General features: G+C 65.1%; 9 protein-coding genes and 1 rRNA gene. 5 read left to right on the forward strand and 5 right to left on the reverse strand.

Annotation, left to right across the window (positions count from 1 at the left end; translation table 11 throughout):
- Positions 1-473: 473 nt before the first annotated feature.
- The 4 genes from F0185_RS33450 to F0185_RS33465 form a co-directional block, all read right to left on the reverse strand.
- A complete protein-coding gene (locus tag F0185_RS33450; RefSeq protein ID WP_229477309.1) occupies positions 474-2120 on the reverse strand; it encodes a carbamoyltransferase family protein in 1647 nt (548 codons plus the stop codon).
- A 267-nt stretch (positions 2121-2387) separates the two neighbouring features.
- The gene (locus tag F0185_RS33455; RefSeq protein ID WP_223164626.1) at positions 2388-3563 is read right to left on the reverse strand and encodes a serine hydrolase domain-containing protein; all 1176 of its coding nucleotides are present in this window, start codon (positions 3561-3563) and stop codon (positions 2388-2390) included.
- Between the two features lie 184 nt (positions 3564-3747).
- Positions 3748-5160 (reverse strand): hypothetical protein, encoded by a 1413-nt coding sequence (locus F0185_RS33460; RefSeq protein ID WP_167232919.1) that lies wholly within the window; start codon positions 5158-5160, stop codon positions 3748-3750.
- Positions 5161-5162: 2 nt separating this feature from the next.
- Positions 5163-6425 (reverse strand): SPFH domain-containing protein, encoded by a 1263-nt coding sequence (locus F0185_RS33465; protein WP_167232921.1) that lies wholly within the window; start codon positions 6423-6425, stop codon positions 5163-5165.
- Between the two features lie 215 nt (positions 6426-6640).
- On the opposite strand from F0185_RS33465, the gene F0185_RS33470 reads away from it, so the two are divergent.
- The 5 genes from F0185_RS33470 (at position 6641) to F0185_RS33490 (ending at position 16549) form a co-directional block, all read left to right on the forward strand.
- Positions 6641-7321 carry a response regulator transcription factor gene (locus F0185_RS33470; RefSeq protein WP_166898814.1) on the forward strand — a complete coding sequence of 227 codons (681 nt, stop codon included), beginning with the start codon at positions 6641-6643 and terminating at the stop codon, positions 7319-7321.
- Positions 7322-9415 carry a sensor histidine kinase gene (locus tag F0185_RS33475; protein WP_167232923.1) on the forward strand — a complete coding sequence of 698 codons (2094 nt, stop codon included), beginning with the start codon at positions 7322-7324 and terminating at the stop codon, positions 9413-9415.
- A gap of 74 nt (positions 9416-9489) precedes the next feature.
- Positions 9490-12618, forward strand: a complete 3129-nt coding sequence (locus F0185_RS33480; RefSeq protein ID WP_167232925.1) for a hypothetical protein — start codon at positions 9490-9492, stop codon at positions 12616-12618.
- The gene (locus F0185_RS33485; protein ID WP_167232927.1) at positions 12615-14270 is read left to right on the forward strand and encodes an SWIM zinc finger family protein; all 1656 of its coding nucleotides are present in this window, start codon (positions 12615-12617) and stop codon (positions 14268-14270) included. Before F0185_RS33480 ends, F0185_RS33485 begins: the two co-directional genes overlap by 4 nt.
- Before the next feature lie 365 nt (positions 14271-14635).
- A complete protein-coding gene (locus tag F0185_RS33490; RefSeq protein ID WP_167232929.1) occupies positions 14636-16549 on the forward strand; it encodes a reverse transcriptase family protein in 1914 nt (637 codons plus the stop codon).
- A 146-nt stretch (positions 16550-16695) separates the two neighbouring features.
- On the opposite strand, the gene rrf is transcribed toward F0185_RS33490, so the two are convergent.
- A 5S ribosomal RNA gene (gene rrf, locus F0185_RS33495) occupies positions 16696-16808 on the reverse strand.

A 16808-nucleotide genomic window follows, 5' to 3' on the forward strand; every position in this document is an offset into this window, starting at 1 on the left:
ACTCTTCAGTTCAATCTCTGTTTAATGTCCTTGCGGACAGATCGCTCACTCAAAATACTGACAAGCTCATCTTTCGATGCGCCGTGTTTCTTTTTTGTGAACATTTGATAATTTAAGTATTCAACGTTGCTTACGCTTCGTTGGCACCTTCATCAAACGCCCACACTTATCGACTGTTAATTGTTAAAGAACTTATTCTGTACCGCCTTCTGCCGTTTGCTACGAAGCGTTGTGTTCGTTGCAGCAGAGAGATGAGATTATGCGGCGTTTTGCGTTTTTCGTCAACCTCTTTTTTACCACATCGTCTCGTTCGAGACGCCCTTAACAACCCGCCAACTACTTGATTTCGTTAACGTTTTCTTCGGGGAGGCGAACTATAGCAAACCCTCTGCCGGCTTGGCAAGAGGGTTTTATGCGACCGCTCCGGGCACACATTTTCGCAACGTAACGCCCTCTTCTGGCGCGCCATCACCTTACATGCGCTGCCCCAACGCATCTCTGCCCAGCAGTCCGTACCCATCTCGTTTTCGCAGCAAGAAGGGCGGCATTGCCAATGCATCGATCGGTGTCCGGCGGAACGTCTCGACCGCTTCCGCCGGCGTTTCGACGATCGGTTCTTCCCTGCGGTTGAACGATGTATTGAGCAGCACCGGCACGCCGGTACGCGCTTCGAACGCGTGCAGCAAGGCGCGCAAAAACGGATCGTCGTGCGACCCCACCGTCTGCAAGCGCGCCGTACAGTCGACATGCGTCACCGCCGGAATGAGGCGCACCGCCTGCTCGCGCACGGGCGCGGCGTACTGCATGAACGGCACCGGCCGGCACACGTCGAAAAAATCTTCCGCCCGTTCAAGCAGGACCATCGGCGCCAGCGGACGAAACCATTCGCGCTGCTTGATGCGGGCATTGATATCGTCGCGCATCGCACCAACGCGCGGGTCGCCCAGAATGCTGCGGTGCCCGAGCGCACGCGGACCAAATTCGCTGCGGCCCTGGTACAGCGCCACCACGCGCGCTTCGCACAACAGGTCGACCATGCGTGCGCACATGGCGGCAGGATCGTCAAGGCGCTCGATCAGCAAGTCCGCGCAACTCTGCGCGGCGGCCTCGATCTGGCCAGCCAACGGCTCCGGTCCCATGTAATCGCTGGTCCAGCGGAAATCGCAGGATTGCCCGCCCAGCTCGGCCAAGCCGTACAAGGCGCAGCCGATAGACGTGCCCGCGTCGCCCGGCGCCGGTGGAATGAACACCCGGCGAAACGGGGTTTCGCGCAACAGGCGCTCGTTGGCGGAGCAGTTCAGCCCGGTACCGCCGGCAAAGCACAACGCGCGCGCGCCAGTCTGCGCATGCAGCCAGCGCGCCACCTCCAGCAATGCCTCTTCGAACGCCCGTTGCCCCGCGGCGGCCAAGTTGGCAATATCGGCAAAGCGCGCATCATCCGCCCCGCCGTAGCGAAAGCGGCCACGCTCGGCAAACAGCTCGCGCCAGCGCTGGGGAATCGTTACCTGGCCGTCGCGCACGTCGAGCGGCGGCAAGCGCAGCGCCCTCGCCTTGCCATGCGGCGCCAGGCCCATGACCTTGCCCTCGTTTCCCTCGCCCGGAAACATTGCCTGGGTCAGCAGGAAATAGAACATGCCCAGCCCCACCGGCTGCTGCTCGTCGCGATTCCACAGCTGCTTGCCGATACACGCCACCCGCTGGCGGTCGGCGCGGTAGAACGACGCCACCTCGCACCAGTCACCCGGCACATCGGCCGCGCCCGCCCAGGTTTCGGTCAGGTCGGCCACGCGGCTGCCCTGGCCATCGATGATCATCACGGCGGCATCATCGAAAGGCGATGGATGGAACGCACTGTATACATGCGCGAGGTGATGCGAGATGCGCGCGCGCCGGCAGCCGGGCGCCAGCGCCAGCGTGTCGGCCAGTTCGTGCTCGTATTCGGCCACCCGGGCGAACTCGGCATCGCACGAGTAGCATTCGACCAATATATCGATCGGCGCGTCGAGCCCGGGCAGGCGCGGCGCGTAGATCTTGCGGACATCGTCCAGCCGCCCCCAGTGATGCTTGTGCCGCGTCAGGCGTTCTTTTTGAATCGCCCAGGCCAGCTCGGACCCGTGCATCAGGCAAATACTTGCGTCCTGCGTCCGGTTAATGCCAAGAACCACAGGCGCACCGCCGCCCCCGCCTTGCGTTACTGACTGCTTCCACATGATGCCGCCTCCGCTCCAAGAAGTATGTTCACTTGGTTGGAGCGGCCGGCGGCATGTAAGTTCAACATCGATTCAAACGCAAACGCAGGGCCTGGCGTTTCGATGCAGGATCTTGCCAGAGGTAGAAGCCGCTGAACGCATCAGGCCGGTCCGCAATCTGTTGCGCTGCAGGGTTTTTCACCGCGCCAGTTTCGCGCCGATAAAGAGATCCTCGATGATTGAGGCTCGGAATGCGCTTGTTTCTTCCGTGCCGTCGATATTCATCAACACGGCCACGGCTTGGCTGTGATCTTCCGTCAGAGCGACCATGTTTGAAGCGCCATTGTCGGTGCCGGTATGGCCAACGACCTTTCGATTCTTTGTTTCCTCATCAGTCCAGCCAAGCCCTTGGTAGGGGTATATCTTTCGATCCACTTGCCGGCGCAACATCTCACGCACCGCATCCGGAGACAAAATGGCATTCCTGACCTGTTGCTGCGCCAACATTGCGTGGAGCGATTTTGCCAGGTCGCTCACTGAACAACGCAGCATGCCGGCAGGCACGTCCGGGTAGCCGTCTTGCGGCAGTTCCACGAACTCGTCGTTCTCAAACCTGTAGGGCTTGGCAAGAACATCCGCTGCAAATTCCTTGAGGTACCAGTGCGCGTGGGTAATACGAAGGGGGGAGAGGATGTTGTCTTCCACATAGGAAGAAAAGCTCTGCTTACTGACAGCCTCGACCACGTAGCCGGCCAAGGCCGCACCAACGTTGCTGTAATCCCATTTTGCGCCGGGGCCGGACTTGAGGAAGGAGGTGTCGGGTGAGTAGGCGCGGCCACCTTTCACGAGATATTCCTTGAGGAAGCTAGAAAGACTTTGGGTTGGATCACCTTCGCCCGAAAAATCCCCATGCCCCTCGTCCGATATGCTGGACGTGTGGGTGATCAAATGGTGGGGCGTGATCGCCACACGTGGATGATTGGGGTTTCTGACGGGAAAATCGATGAACTCGTTAATATCGTCGTGCAAATCGTACCCGCGGCGCTCGAACAATTGCACCAGAGCGGATGCGGTAAACAGTTTGCTGACCGAGGCGAGATGCATGGGCGTCTGAACCGTCATCTTTCGCTGCTTTTGGAGATCGGCGAAGCCGAAAGATGCCGCGTACCGCACAGCTTTGCTTTCCGACGTGATGGCAAATGACGCACCGACCACTTTGGCAGCCTTCATGCGTGCGGGGACTCCTGCCTCGAAATCGCGTCGCCATTTCTCAAACGAGCCATTTTTTTCTTCAGTCGCCAAGCCAAGGGATGCCTGAGGCACCAACACGCCGGCCAATCCCATCTTGATCAATGACCGCCTGGTTAACAACATGATTAGTCTCCTTTGTGAGCGCTGCGCATGGATGGCCTGACGCGGTCAAATTCTAATCCCTGCGGTCACGCTGTGGCGATGTTTTTCTCCAGGCTGTCAAGGCAAGTGGAAGGCGCACGATCCCCTCTCTTGCGAAGGTAGTCGCCCCGGTGATGCTTGTCGACTATCCAGGTTGACGATCCATTTAACGCAGGCTCAGGGTCTGACGTTTCCAGGCAGGATCTTGCCAGCGGTAGAAGCCGCTGAGCGCATCAGGCCGGTCCGCCGTTTTTTCCACCGCCAGCGTCTCGATATCGACAATCTCGAATGCGCGCTTGATGCGTCCCTCGATCCGCGCCTCGCGCGCCACCAGCACCTTGGGCGAGCCCGGCACCCAGCCGGCGAACTCGGCGTATCCCAGGGTCGGTTCGATCGGCGCCGGCGGCAGCACATCGACGCGCCAGCCGCCCGCGCCGCGATGGAACAGCCACAGTTCGCGCCAGCCGTCGAGCGGCTGCACCGCCAGCGCCAGCGCACTGGCCTGCGGATTGGCGCGCGCCGACGCATTCCACACGATGCCGTAGGTGCAGCGCGAGGCCAGCGGCGTACGCGCGTCGTGCTGCGCGTCGACCAGCAGCACGCAGGTTTCGCCCGGCTGGCCGGGCCGCGTGAGCACATTCAGGCCGGCCGGCGCGGCCACGGGCAGCTCCGCCGCCCAGCGCACGCTGCCCGCACGCACCGCCGCTTCGGCGTAAGCGCTGCGATCCTCCTCCGCCAGCTCGGTCTTGTTCACGCTGGCCAGTTCCACAATCGCGCGGTTGGCCGCATCGGTCGGCGACGCATTCTTGCGCGCCAGCTCAAAGGCGATCGACGACCAGACTGCCGCGCGCCGCGTGTACACACGGTTGCGCACATGCTCTGGCAGGTCTTTCACGTCCACCTTGTCGAGCACCTCGGCGCGCCACTGGTCGAAGGCGTTACGCTGCGCCACCTTCAGCGCCGGGTCGACGCACTCGTCGCGCGTAAGCCCCAGCGCCGCCGTGGCGCGCTGGGTCGGGGTGGACGCCATCGCCAGCACGCGCCGGAACGCCTCGCCGTCGTAGCACAGCACAATCGCGCCTTCGCGCTCGTAGCTGCGAATGACCACGCCGTAGTTGGCCACCACTTCCAGGTGCGCCGCCACCACCGCTTCGCTGCGTTTGTCCAGCCGCGAGGAGGCACGCCGCGCCAGCCGCTCGGCCATGCTGCCGAGTGCATCGAACACCTCGGCGTCGATGGCGATGGCCGGTGCGGCCTTCAGGAAAGCGGCCGCGTAGCCGATGCCCAGCGCCTCGGCGCCCGGCGTGTCGCGCACGAAGCGCACCACGGCCTTGAGTTCGGGCGCCGCCGCCGGGGTCAGGTCGAGCTGGCGCACGTGCGCCATGCGCACGTAGCCGGCCCGTTCGCGCCGGTGATCGTACACCTGCAGGTAATCCATTTTGGCGCCGCGGATTTCCAGGCTGTCGCCCTGCCACAGCACGGCCTGGGAAGGGGCCGAATCGCGCGGCGCGGCGCGCAGTTGCATCTCGTCGCGCGTGACGATGGCGATCGCCGCTGCGGCGGTAAGGGTAGCGAGCATGCTTATTGTTCCCCGGTTGCGGTGTCGGCTTCAGGCGCGCTTGCCACGGCCGCCGGCGCCGGCGCGTTCTTGCCCTGCCCCAGCAGCGCGGCGCCGATAAACCCGCCGTCGGTCGGCGGCGCGGCGATGATCACCGAGACCTTGTCGGACAATTTGTCGGCCATGGTCTTCTGGATGAGCAGCGGGTGGCGCGAGATCACGGCGCCGTCGCGTTCCATCTGCGCGGTGCTGACCTTGCCGACCACTTCCTGCCGGTACGCTTCGGCGTCGGCCAGCTTGCGGCGCGAATCGGCTTCGCCGGTCGCTTCGATCACGCGCGCCTGGGCCGCGCCTTCGGATGTCTTGATGCGCGAGGTCTTCTCGGCTTCCGCTTCCAGCCTGCGCTGCTCGATCTGCTTCTGCTTGAACGGCAGTACGTGCGCCATGGCCTGCTCCTGCGCCTTGGCCGCGATGATTTGCTCGTTACCGGCCGCTTCGGCCGCCTTTTCCCGCTTGATCTTGTCGGCGTCGGCTTCGAGCGAAGTCTGCTTGACCTGTTTTTCCTTCAGTTCGAGCGTGTAGCGCATCTTCTCGGTCTGCAGTTCTTCGGCCAGCAGCGTTTCCATCCCGGCCATGTACTCGCGCGGCAGCGTGATTTTGCCGATCGTGACGTGACGCAGCAAGATGCCATCGGCGGCCAGCTTGGGTTTGAGTTCGGCCTCGATCGTTTGCTGGATCTCGGCGCGCTTGCTCGAAAAGATCTCGCGCACGGTGTAGCGCGTAACGACTTTGTAGATCACGCCCTGCACCGCAGGGTCGATCACGGCCGTGCGGATATCGTCCGGCAGGGTTTGCGCCACCGCCACCAGCTTGGCCGGATCGATCGCGTAGCGCACGCTCAGGTCCACGCCCAGCGCCAGCCCTTCGACCGACTGGTAAGGCTGTTCGCCGCTGCCGGCCGCCTTGTAGATCTGGTCGAGCGCCGGCAACTGGCGCAGTTCATGCACGCCGGGTATCAGCACCACGGTGCCGTCGCGCACCACGCTCGCCGCGCCGCTCAACTGGTTGATGCGGATGCCCACGTTGCCGCGCTCGATCTTCGCCACCGGCGGATGCTTGACCAGCAGGTAACCGGCGCCGCCGAGGGCGCACAGCGCCAGCACGCTGCGCAGGCCCGGACGCGGCACCGCGCGCGCGCCGGAACGCGCCACCACGCCGGCGCCCGCCGCCCCCTTCGCCAGCGCCGCACGTACCGCCAACACCACCTTCTTGATCCGATCGGACATTTGCCTCACCTTTTAGTTTTCCGGTCCTGCACCCGCATGACCCTGAGGCGTATCGTGCCCGTCATGGCATGGAAGTATCAATCCCCCCGCCGGGCCAGATCCCTCACCGCGCGGAGCTTTGGCCTCGCCGCGTGAGGAAAAGCTCACAGGCCGCATATGACTTTTCGGTCAAAAGCGGGGATACTGGCACCCTTACCAAACAGCAGGAGCAACACATGCCCAAAGTGGCCGTCATCGAGGATGACCTCCCGACCAGTAACCAGCTGCGCAGCTGGATCGAGGCGGCCAAACCGGGCATCGTCGTCGACCAGTGGTTCAGCCGCGACGAGGCCGAGGCGGCGATTGCGCGCGAGCGCTACGACCTGGTGGTGCTCGACATCGAACTGGGACGCGAGCGCCATGCGGGCGTGGCCATCATCAACGCCATCAACAAGAAGCACGCGACCCCGGTGCTGGTGGTGTCGGCCATGCCGGCCACGATCTACCGCAGCATCATGAAGGCGCTCGACGCCTGGGACTACCTGCAAAAGGCCACCTTCGAGGAGGCCGACTTCACCGACACCTTCCTCGAGATCCTGCGCGCGGTCAAAGAGCGCGACAAGCCAGCCCTGGACGCCGACGAACTGGCCATGGATCCGCTGCGCCAGCGCTCGCCCACCTGGCGCGGCCAGCGCATCAACCTGCCGCTGACGGCGCAGCGCATCCTGGCGGCCCTGTTCGCGCGGCGTGGCCAGGTGGTGTCGTACGAGGAGTTGTACGAGGTGGTCAAGAGTGGCCGCAACCGCGACAACATCCGCAAGCACGTGAGCACCATCCGCGATGCTTTCCGCGAGATCGACCCGACCTTCGAATGCATCGAGAACGTGCCGATGCGCGGTTTTCGCTGGGCCGACTGAATGACGCAGCGCCGGCGCTGGTTCGTGCCCTACCGCCTGCGCATCCTGCTGCGCGCGGCCTTTTTGCTACTGGCGCTGGCGACCCTGGGCCTGGCCGTCTCGGTCCTGCAGCAGGAAAAGCAGCTCAGTTACAGCAATTACCAGGCCAGCTTTCGCAAGACCGGGGAGCAGATCAGCGCCACCCTGCGCCATCCGGCCGGACAGCTTGCGCTGCTCAATCCACCGTTGACCGGAGCTACCGCCCCGGGCTTGCGCCCGCTGCTGCTGCCGTTTCCCGCGCTCGACTTCGACGACCAGCAAAAGGTGCAGCAAGCGGTGGCCATGTCGGGCTGCATGCGCCAGTTCGGCCCCAGCGCCAACCTGTGCGCGGCGATCGGCAACAACCCCTGGGCCGGGGGCTTCATCTACGTGGCCGGCAGCGTCGACCTGGCGCGCCTGGTCTCGCACCGCAGCGGCGATGAAGTGCTGAACCAGTCGCACCGGGTGCGCGTGAGCGTGTCGCTGCGCGGGCATACCTACCAGTGGATCGCCCCATTCGAGGAAGAACCGCGCCAGCCGAGCGGCCCGCATGCGCCCCTGCGCGGCCGGCTGACCGGCTTTAACGCGGCCGACGAAGGCCGCAAGCACACCCGCCCCGTGAAGGACTTCCGCGGCTGGATATGGCAAAACGCGCAGTGCAACGAGCCGGCCGCCGGCGCCGATCCGGCCACCTGCCTGCGCAATGCCTTCTTTTCGGTGCGCCTGCCGGTCAGCGTGCTGCAGGAAGACCTGTTCGGGAGCGACAGCGCCAGCGAACGCAAGGCCTGGCCGCCGCCTGACCTGGACAAGATCCGCGTCAGCGTGGTGGTGCTCGCCCCCGGCGCAGGCGCGGTGGCGCTCGACAGCGACAAAGCCAGCGCGGCGGACGGCTTCTCGCTGGCCGACCTGGCGCCCATGCTGCTGCCGGGCGAAACGCTGCGCATCGAGAAGGTCGGCGCCGCGGCCGGTGCGGCGCCGCTGATCAAGCTGGCCGGCGCCAGCGGCGCCGGGGACGCGTCGCAGCACTTCCTCACGGCCCTGATCCGGCGCCTGCCGGTCGACATCTACGACACGCCGCTGGCCGCCACCCACCGGATCGCCACCCCGCTGGGCAGCTACGACGTGGTGCTGGCCGGCGATGTGCGCAGCGTCAGCCAGAGCCTGGGCGTGGTGGCCAGCCGCATGGCCTGGTTTGTCGGCGCGATGCTGCTGGCGCTGATGCTGGCGTGGCTGGTGATCGAAATCGGCATCATCAGCCGCATCAAGGAACTGATCGAGCGCGCCGATTCGGTGGCGCGCACCGTCAAGGAGCGTAGCGATGCGTCGCAGCCGGACCTGTCCGACCTGCGCGGCGACGATGAACTGGGCGTGCTGGCCAGCTGCCTGCACGACCTGCTGCGCCGGGTGCGCGAAGATGTCGAGCGCGAAGCCATCCGCACCGAGCAGGAACGCGACATGTGGCACGCGGTCGGCCACGAGATCATGTCGCCGCTGCAGTCGCTCATGGCGCTGCACGGCACCGACGGCAACCAGAGCGCGCGCTATGTGCTGCGCATGCAACAGGCGATCCGCGTGCTGTACGGACGCGCCTCGCCCAGCGAAGCATTCCAGTCGACCGTGCTGCAGGTGACCGAAGTCGACCTGACCGCGTTTTTGCGCAACGTGGCCGCCAACGCACCGTGCGCGGGCATCACCGACGTGGTCTTCCACGGCGCGCCGCAGGCGGTGCTGGTGCGGGCCGACGAATATTCGCTGGAAGACGTGGTCACCCATGTGCTGGTGAACGCGCAGCGCTACCGCCTGCCCGGCACCAGCATCGACATCACGCTCGAGGCCAGCGAAACGAGTGCCGGCGTGACCATCGCCAACCGCGGCCCGAGCATCGCCGACGATGTCATCGGCAGCATTTTCGAATACGGCGTGTCGGACCAGGAAGAAGCCGGCGCGCACGGCAACCGCGGCCAGGGCCTGTTCGTGGCCAGGACCTACATGGCCAAGATGGGCGGCACCATCGTCGCCAGGAACCTCGGCGACGGCGTCGCCTTCGTGCTCACGCTGCAGCGCGGCGCCGCCTAGAATTTGATTGCCTGATTTACAAGCAGTTCTGCTCCGGGTTACTATTCATCTCTATTCAATCATGGGCAGACGCGGTGAGACTGATTCGTACGACCCGCCTGGTACGCAGGCAAAAACACAGTGCAGTCCAGTGCGAAATCGACCTGTGCGAACTGCCCGAAGGCGCTGCGCGCTATCTCGTGAACGTGCGCCAGGGCCGCAGCGGCGACGACTGGCGCGAGCGCACGCGCACCGCGCAGCCGGTCGACCTGGCCACGGCGGAGCAGCTCTTTGCCCAAGTGCTGGCCGAACGCCAGGCGCAGGGTTTCACCGATGCGACGGCGGCGCCGCCCGCGCAAGCGGACGACATCGCGCCAGCCGCAGCGATTGACCCCGCACGGCACGCGGCCGACGCCGTGCTGCTTGGACGGCTCGACCCGGGCCTCTGGCGGCGCCTGAAAGACGGGCAGCGCACGCGCACCGTATGGCGCATCGGCGAGCGCCGCCTGGCCGCCGTGGTGCCGCTGATGGTCAGCCTGATCGGGCGCGGCACCACGGCGCTCGACTACTGCCTGGCCTGGGCCATTGGCCGCTGCGGCGACGCCGGCGCATCCCAGGCCATGCTCGAACTGTCCACGCGCGGCAGCTCGGACGCGGTCTGCCGCATCGCCAGGCAGGCGTGGCTGCAACTGGCCGATGAAGCGGAACTGCGCCAGCACGCCGATCAACTGACCGCCGCCTGGCCGGCGCCCCTGCGCGGCGCCTGGGTCGCGCGCGACCAGCAAGCCATTGAGCAGCTGTGCGCGCAATCGGATCAATGGAGCACCTTGTCGCCGTCGGACTGGCTCGAACAGCTCGACCAGGTGGCGTTGGCCGATCCGCTGGCGCGCGGCATCCTGCTGGCGCAATTGCGCCAGTTGCCCCTGCGCGCGGGGACGTTCCGGGCGGTGCGGCATATTTACAAGGCCGCCGAAATGCGCGAGGACGGCGAGCTGTTTGGCCTGATCCAGCAGCGTTTCGACACCACGCCGGCCCAAACGTCGAGCACCTATGTCCGCGTCGACCGCAAATGGATGGCGTACGCCGAGATGGCGGCGCGCCCCGACAGCACCGTGGCCTACAGCACGCGCACACGCGACTACCTGCGGCTGCGCGGCTGGCGCAAGCTGCGCCGCCTGGCCCAGGATGGCGAACCGGCCTACGTGAGCATGGCCACCGGCGCGCTGCTGGCCATGGACGACGCCGACGCCGGCCAGCCCTACACCCGCGACGGCCGCTATTACTGGCTCGATGGCCGCTATCAACAGCACGGCAACCGCAGCTACGACGCCTACAGCCACTGGACCATGTTCAACCGCCTGCTGCGCAGCGAAGGCGCATGGACCGGCAACCGCAGCGGGCGCAGTTGGTTCCAGGTCGGCCCGATCGTGCCGGCCAGCGGGCGCGAAGAAGCCTTTCCCGCGCTGTGGGATGCGCGCCCCGGCGCCTTGCTGTTCCTGATGCAGCGCAGCCGTTGCGAGGGCGTGCACGCATTTGCCGCGCGCGCGCTGGCCGACAACACTGCCTTCTGTGCCCAGCTCTCGCTCGACCAACTCGGTACGCTGTTACGCAGTCCTTACAGCGACACCGCGCGCTTCGCCTTTGCCTTGTGCCGCCAGCGCTTCGCCGACGGCGTGCCCGATACCCGCTGGCTGCTGCTGTTGCTGCAATCGAGCCTGCCGGAAGCACGCACTTTCGCGCTGGAGTGCATCAGCCGCGCGCCCGATCACTACTGCGCCGACGCGCTGCTGGTGGCCACCCTGGCCTGCTCGCCCGACGAAGCGGTGCGGCGCCATGGCCGCATGCTGTGCCAGTGCGCGCTGGCCCTGCCCGGCCAGGCCGACGTCATCGTCCTGCTGCTGCTCGACTGGCTGGACAACTGCGGCGACCTCGATCAGGCCGAAACGGTGGTTCCCGGGATCGCCGCCGACCTGGTGTGGCTGCTCGATCGCCCGCTGCGCGCGGCCGCCGCCGTGGCGCCTTACGCGCGCCTGCTTGCCCTGCTCGGGCATCGGCTGGCGAGCGTGCGCATCGCCGCCGGCGAATGGCTGTTGCGGCATGCCGAGCCGGCGGGCGCGATTCCCCCTGAAACCCTGGCGGCGCTGCTGCAAGAGAGCGACGCCGGCGTGCGCGCGATCGGCATCAAACTATTCAGTGCACTGCCGGAGCACATGCTGGCCGGCCAGGCCTTGCTGTTCGCCGTGTTCTGCACCCATCCGGACGCCGGCGTGCGGCGCGCCATCGACAGCGCCCTGCAGCGCATCGCCCCCCTTGACGCGGTGTTCCGCGCCACCCTGCTGCCGCTGCTGCTCGACACCCTGTTCCATACCGAGCCGGCCGAGGGCGTGCACGCGGACCTGATCGCATGGATCCTGGGGCCGCTCAACTCCGGCGCGGACCATCTCGACCGCGCGCTGCTGGTGCGCCTTTTGTCGGCGCGTAGCAAAGGCGCGCAACTGCTCGGGGCGCAGATGCTGCCGCGCTTTTCGAATACCGATTTCAGCGTGGCCGACTGGGCGCAGTTCGGACGCAACGAAAACGCCAGCGTGCGGCGCTGGGCCTGCGCGGCCTTTACCGAACACGCGACCCGGGCGCGCACCCAGATGGAAGCGGCGCTGCGCCTGCTCGACAGCACCTGGGACGATACCCGCGCCTTCGCGCGCGAGTTCTTCAGCAAGCAATGCGCCAGCGAAGACTGGACGCCATCCCTGCTGGTGAGCCTGTGCGACCACCTCGACCCCGAGGTGCAGCGCTTCGGACGCACCATGCTCATGACCCACTTCGATGTCGCCGACGTCACCGAATACATGCTCAAACTTAGCCAGCATCCGTCCGCCAACATGCAGCTGTTCGTGAGCAGTTGGCTCGCCAGCGCAAGCGCCGGCGACCTGTCGAAGCTGGAACGCCTCGAACCGTACTTTTTGAACGTGCTGTCGCAGGTCAACCGCGGGCGCGTGGTGAAGAACCGCGTGCTTGATTTCCTGCGCGCGCAGGCGCAAGCGTCGGAGGCGATCGCCGCCTTCGTGGCCCGATTGTTCGCGCGCCAGGTGCTCACTGTCACCATCACCGACAAGGCGCAGTACATCGAGGGCTTGCGCGCGATCCAGGAACGCTTCCCGGCACTGCCGGCGTTGATGACGATCGAGCCGCCGCGCGCGCACGCAAACCCGCTGGGACCACAATGAAATTCGAATACCGCTACTACGGCGCCAGCACCGTCAGCAACAGCGCATCAAGCACCGAGATGCGTTTCGCGCCCGACACCTTGCGGGCGCCGACCCATTTCGTGGCCCAGCTGAACAAGCACATTCCCTTCCGCGAGGCCATCTCCGCGCTGCACGACGTGGTGGTGGCCGACCAGCGTTACCAGCCGCCCGACAAGACCGCCTACCTGGCGTGGCGCGCGCAGAACGAAGACCCGGCGCTGGCCGAACTGATCGACCGCAACGCGGACCTGCGCGCGCGCATGGCGCCCTTGACCGAAGAACTCAAGGAACTGCGGGCGAAAAAGAGCCTTATCCTCAAGCCCTTCGCCGCCGCCCAGTCGAAATACTTCGACTATATATACAAGGCCAATTTCGATGCCTGGGTGGTGCTTGATCCGGTCATCACGGTGCACCCGGACCGGGTGTTCTTCGAGTGCTTCAGCCGCGACGAGTCGAGCTATGCCTCGCTCAGTTGCAGCCACGAGGTATTCGACCGCGTGGGCGACTTCGCCTGCGGCACCACCAATGTCGACTACTCGGAAGGACTGTACGGCGAGTTCCAGAAAATCCGCGACTACAAGACAACGCGGCTGGCGATCGATCCGAGCGGCTTCCAGGTCGCCACCGCGGGTGATCCATCGTTCAAGGAAGAGAAGATCGACGTGCCCGAAACCTGGGTGCGTGGTTTTCTGCAGGTGAGCAGCGCGATGAACCTGCCGGCGCGCAGGCTCGATCTGCATCCAATGGATGTGCACAATTTCTGCCATCTCCTGCGCCGCAAGAAGGAGCGCGTCGGTCCGCGATCGATCCGTTTCATCCTCAAGCCAGGGGAGCCGATCCGCGCCCTGTTCGAGCCGTGGAACGATGAACTGGTGTGCCGCCGCTCGATCTACCAGGGCAATGCGGCCGAAGAAATCCGCATCTGGGGGCGGCGCCGCCTGATGCTGCTCGAACGCCTGATCCCGGTGGCGCACAGCTTTACCGTGCACCTGATGGGCAGCGGCATGCCGAGCTTCTGGATCGCCAACCTGCCCGACATGCAGCTCACGCTCGGCCTGTCCGGCTGGACCGCCAACGACTGGGCGCGCGCCGGCCAGTTCGACCTGCTGGCGCCGCGCGGCGAGGTCGATGACGACAGCAAGTCGCGCATTTTCGCGGCGCTGGGGCAGCGCTGGTTTGCCAGCGCCGACCAGCTGGCGGTCGATACCGGCCTGGCGCGCTCGATGGTGGAAAGCGCACTGACCATGTACACCCAGGCCGGGCGCGTGATCTACGACCTGACGCAGGGCGTGTACCGCCTGCGCGAGTTGTCGCGCGAGCCTTTGCCGCTGGACGTGCTGCGCTTTGCCAGCGCGCTGGAAGAAAAGGCGGCGACCCTGCTGGCGGTACAAAGCCTGAGCGAACAGGCCAGCGAAGCGCTGCTCGAGGGCGGCCTGCGCCTGCGCGCGCGCAGCAAGGAAAACGGTCGACCGTACCAGGTCATGCTGCGGCTCGACGCCGACCGGCGCATCGTCGATGGCAGTTGCGAGTGCAATCACTACACCCAGAACCGCATGTACAAGGGGCCGTGCGTGCACATGCTCGTGCTGCGCATGGACCAGGCCAGGCGCGACGCCGCGCTCGACGCTTGATACGCGATGGACGCACTTTTACTAAACCACGGATTCAAACCAATGCTTGAGGAGCCCGGAATTCACCTGTTATACTCGCATCAACAAGCACGGCGGGATGGCTCTTGCAAACCGGACGGCGGATCGCCGTCCACGTTGTCAGCTCTTCCCACGCGTCACTGGCACGCTCTTCACTGTGCCGTACCATCACCAGTAGCGCGACACGGTTTGGCTTCCCTGAAGCCGATCAGCGCTACTGGTGCGGTACGGCGTCGAGTGGAGCGCTCCAGTCCTGCAGGCCCTTCGATGATTGTCCCGCCGTGCTTGTGTAGTTTGCGTTTTCCCGACAGTGTTTTCCGTGGTGCTCTTCGCGAGACCAGGACACGATGACTTCCCCTACTCCCTCTCCCTCCGAACTGACGCGCGCGCAGTTGTACGAGCGCATACGCGGCAGCTCCAAAGAAGAAGTGGTGCTGACCGAGATGCAGCGCCTGGGCTTCTGGCCGGCCGACAGCGGCCAGCCATCGGTCGAAGCGGACCTGATCCGGCGCGAAACGGAACTGACGCAAGCCTTGCAGAAGTTGGGCAGCGAGCTGCATCACCTGCAAAATCCGGAAGCGGCGTTGCGCATGCTGCGCAAGGAGCGCATGGCCAAGGCCAAGGCGCGGCGCGAGGAAACGCGCCAGAAGCGCGCGCTGGCACGCTTCGAAAAAGCCCAAGTGTGGCACCGGCGGCGCGAGCACGAGGTGCTGTATCTCGGCGCGGGTGTCTCGGGCGGCTTGAATCACGCCGAGAGCGACGCCGCCAAACTGGCCGGGCTGGCGATGCCGGTGCTGCACAAGGCGGAAGAACTGGCGCAGGCGATGGGGATCACCCTGTCCGAGCTGCGCTTTCTTGCGTTCGAACGGCGCGTCTCGCGCATCAGCCATTACCGGCGCTTCGCGATGCCCAAGAAAACCGGCGGCGAACGGATTATTTCGGCGCCGATGCCGCGCCTGAAGCGCGCCCAGTACTGGGTGCTCGATAATGTGCTGGCGCGCGCGCCGCTGCACCAGGCGGCGCATGGCTTCGTGCCGGGCCGCTCGATTGTCAGCAACGCGGCCCCGCACGTCGGCCAGGCTGTCGTGATCAATCTGGACCTGAAGGATTTTTTCCCGTCGATCGGCATGCCGCGCATCAAAGGCGTGTTTGCGCAACTGGGCTACAGCGAACAGGTGGCGACTATCCTGGCGCTGCTGTCGACCGAAGCTGCGACCGATGAAGTAAGCGTCGATGGCGAGACGTTTTTTGTGGCGCACGGTTCACGCGCGCTGCCGCAGGGAGCGCCGAGCAGCCCTGCGTTGACCAATATTTTGTGCAAACGGCTCGATGCGCGCCTGCAGGCATGCGCGGCCAAGCTGGGTTTTCGCTACACGCGCTATGCCGATGACCTGACGTTTTCGGGTGACGCCGAGGCGCGCAAGCTGGCCGGCAAACTGCTGTGGCGCGCCAAGCAGATCGTCATCGATGAAGGCTTTACCCCGCATCCCGACAAGCAGCATGTGATGCGCGATGCGCAGCGGCAGATGGTGACCGGGATCGTGGTTAATCAGAAGCCGTCGCTCGAACGCGAGACCTTGCGGCGTTTTCGCGCCACGCTGTTCCAGCTCGAGAAAGATGGACCGGAGGGCAAGCAGTGGAACGGCAATACCAACGTGATCGATGCGATGGAAGGGTATGCGCAGTTTATCCGGATGGTCGATCCGGCCAAGGGCATGCCGCTGCTGGTGCGCGTGCGCGCCGTGCGGGCGCGCTGGGGAGCGGCCGGCGTCGAGATGAAACTGTCGCAGTCGAAGCGCAGCAGTGCGTTTCGGGCGCTGTCGGCCCAGGGCAAGGCGCCTTGGGATGGCTGGTGGCAGGCGACCGTGGCGTGCGCACCAGTGCTGGAGAAAACCGCCGCGCAGCTGACCACCGAGAAGAAGGGGCGCAAAGCTGCCGAGGTGGCTGCGGCGCCCGTCGACTTGAAGAAGCCTGCCGGCGAGAATACCCGTGTGGCGCGTCCTGCGGCGAGTGCGCCACTGGTGATCGAAACGCCTTCGGTCCAGGCTACTTCCAGCAAGCCGGCAGGCGATAACAATCTGCGCGTGGCGATTGCCGTGCAGGCGGCGCTGGTTCTTGCCTTTGCGCTGGCAACGCAGCGCGTGCTGCCATGTATTTGCATGGCCGTGATCGTGTTTCAGTCGGCGGTTTTCCGCAAACCGCGCTGGGGATGGTTTATCTTTATTGTGGTGGTGTGGAGCGCGATTGCGCTGAAGTGGTAATGAGGAAGCGCGCGGGCCAGTTGGCCTCGCGCGCGGGCTGCACATAGTCCCGATTTGATACTAAAACGCGGACGAAAAAAACCCCGGTTTGCACCAGCGCGATCTTGAACGCGCTTGGGCTTACCGGGGTCTTTCTCTTATAACTAGCCTGACGATGACCTACTTTCACACTGGTTGCAGCACTATCATCGGCGTAAAATCGTTTCACGGTCCTGTTCGGGATGGGAAGGGGTGGTACCGATTTACTATGGTCATCAGG

The organism is Massilia rubra (assembly GCF_011682065.1).
GTDB lineage: Bacteria > Pseudomonadota > Gammaproteobacteria > Burkholderiales > Burkholderiaceae_D > Telluria_A > Telluria_A rubra.

Excerpts from the sequence above, each read along its gene's own strand:
- F0185_RS33450 (WP_229477309.1), bottom strand. The coding sequence starts at position 2,120 with ATGCACGGGTCCGAGCTGGCCTGGGCGATTCAAAAAGAACGCCTGACG.
- F0185_RS33455 (WP_223164626.1), bottom strand. The coding sequence starts at position 3,563 with ATGTTGTTAACCAGGCGGTCATTGATCAAGATGGGATTGGCCGGCGTG.
- F0185_RS33460 (WP_167232919.1), bottom strand. The coding sequence starts at position 5,160 with ATGCTCGCTACCCTTACCGCCGCAGCGGCGATCGCCATCGTCACGCGC.
- F0185_RS33465 (WP_167232921.1), bottom strand. The coding sequence starts at position 6,425 with ATGTCCGATCGGATCAAGAAGGTGGTGTTGGCGGTACGTGCGGCGCTG.
- F0185_RS33470 (WP_166898814.1), top strand. The coding sequence starts at position 6,641 with ATGCCCAAAGTGGCCGTCATCGAGGATGACCTCCCGACCAGTAACCAG.
- F0185_RS33475 (WP_167232923.1), top strand. The coding sequence starts at position 7,322 with ATGACGCAGCGCCGGCGCTGGTTCGTGCCCTACCGCCTGCGCATCCTG.
- F0185_RS33485 (WP_167232927.1), top strand. The coding sequence starts at position 12,615 with ATGAAATTCGAATACCGCTACTACGGCGCCAGCACCGTCAGCAACAGC.
- F0185_RS33490 (WP_167232929.1), top strand. The coding sequence starts at position 14,636 with ATGACTTCCCCTACTCCCTCTCCCTCCGAACTGACGCGCGCGCAGTTG.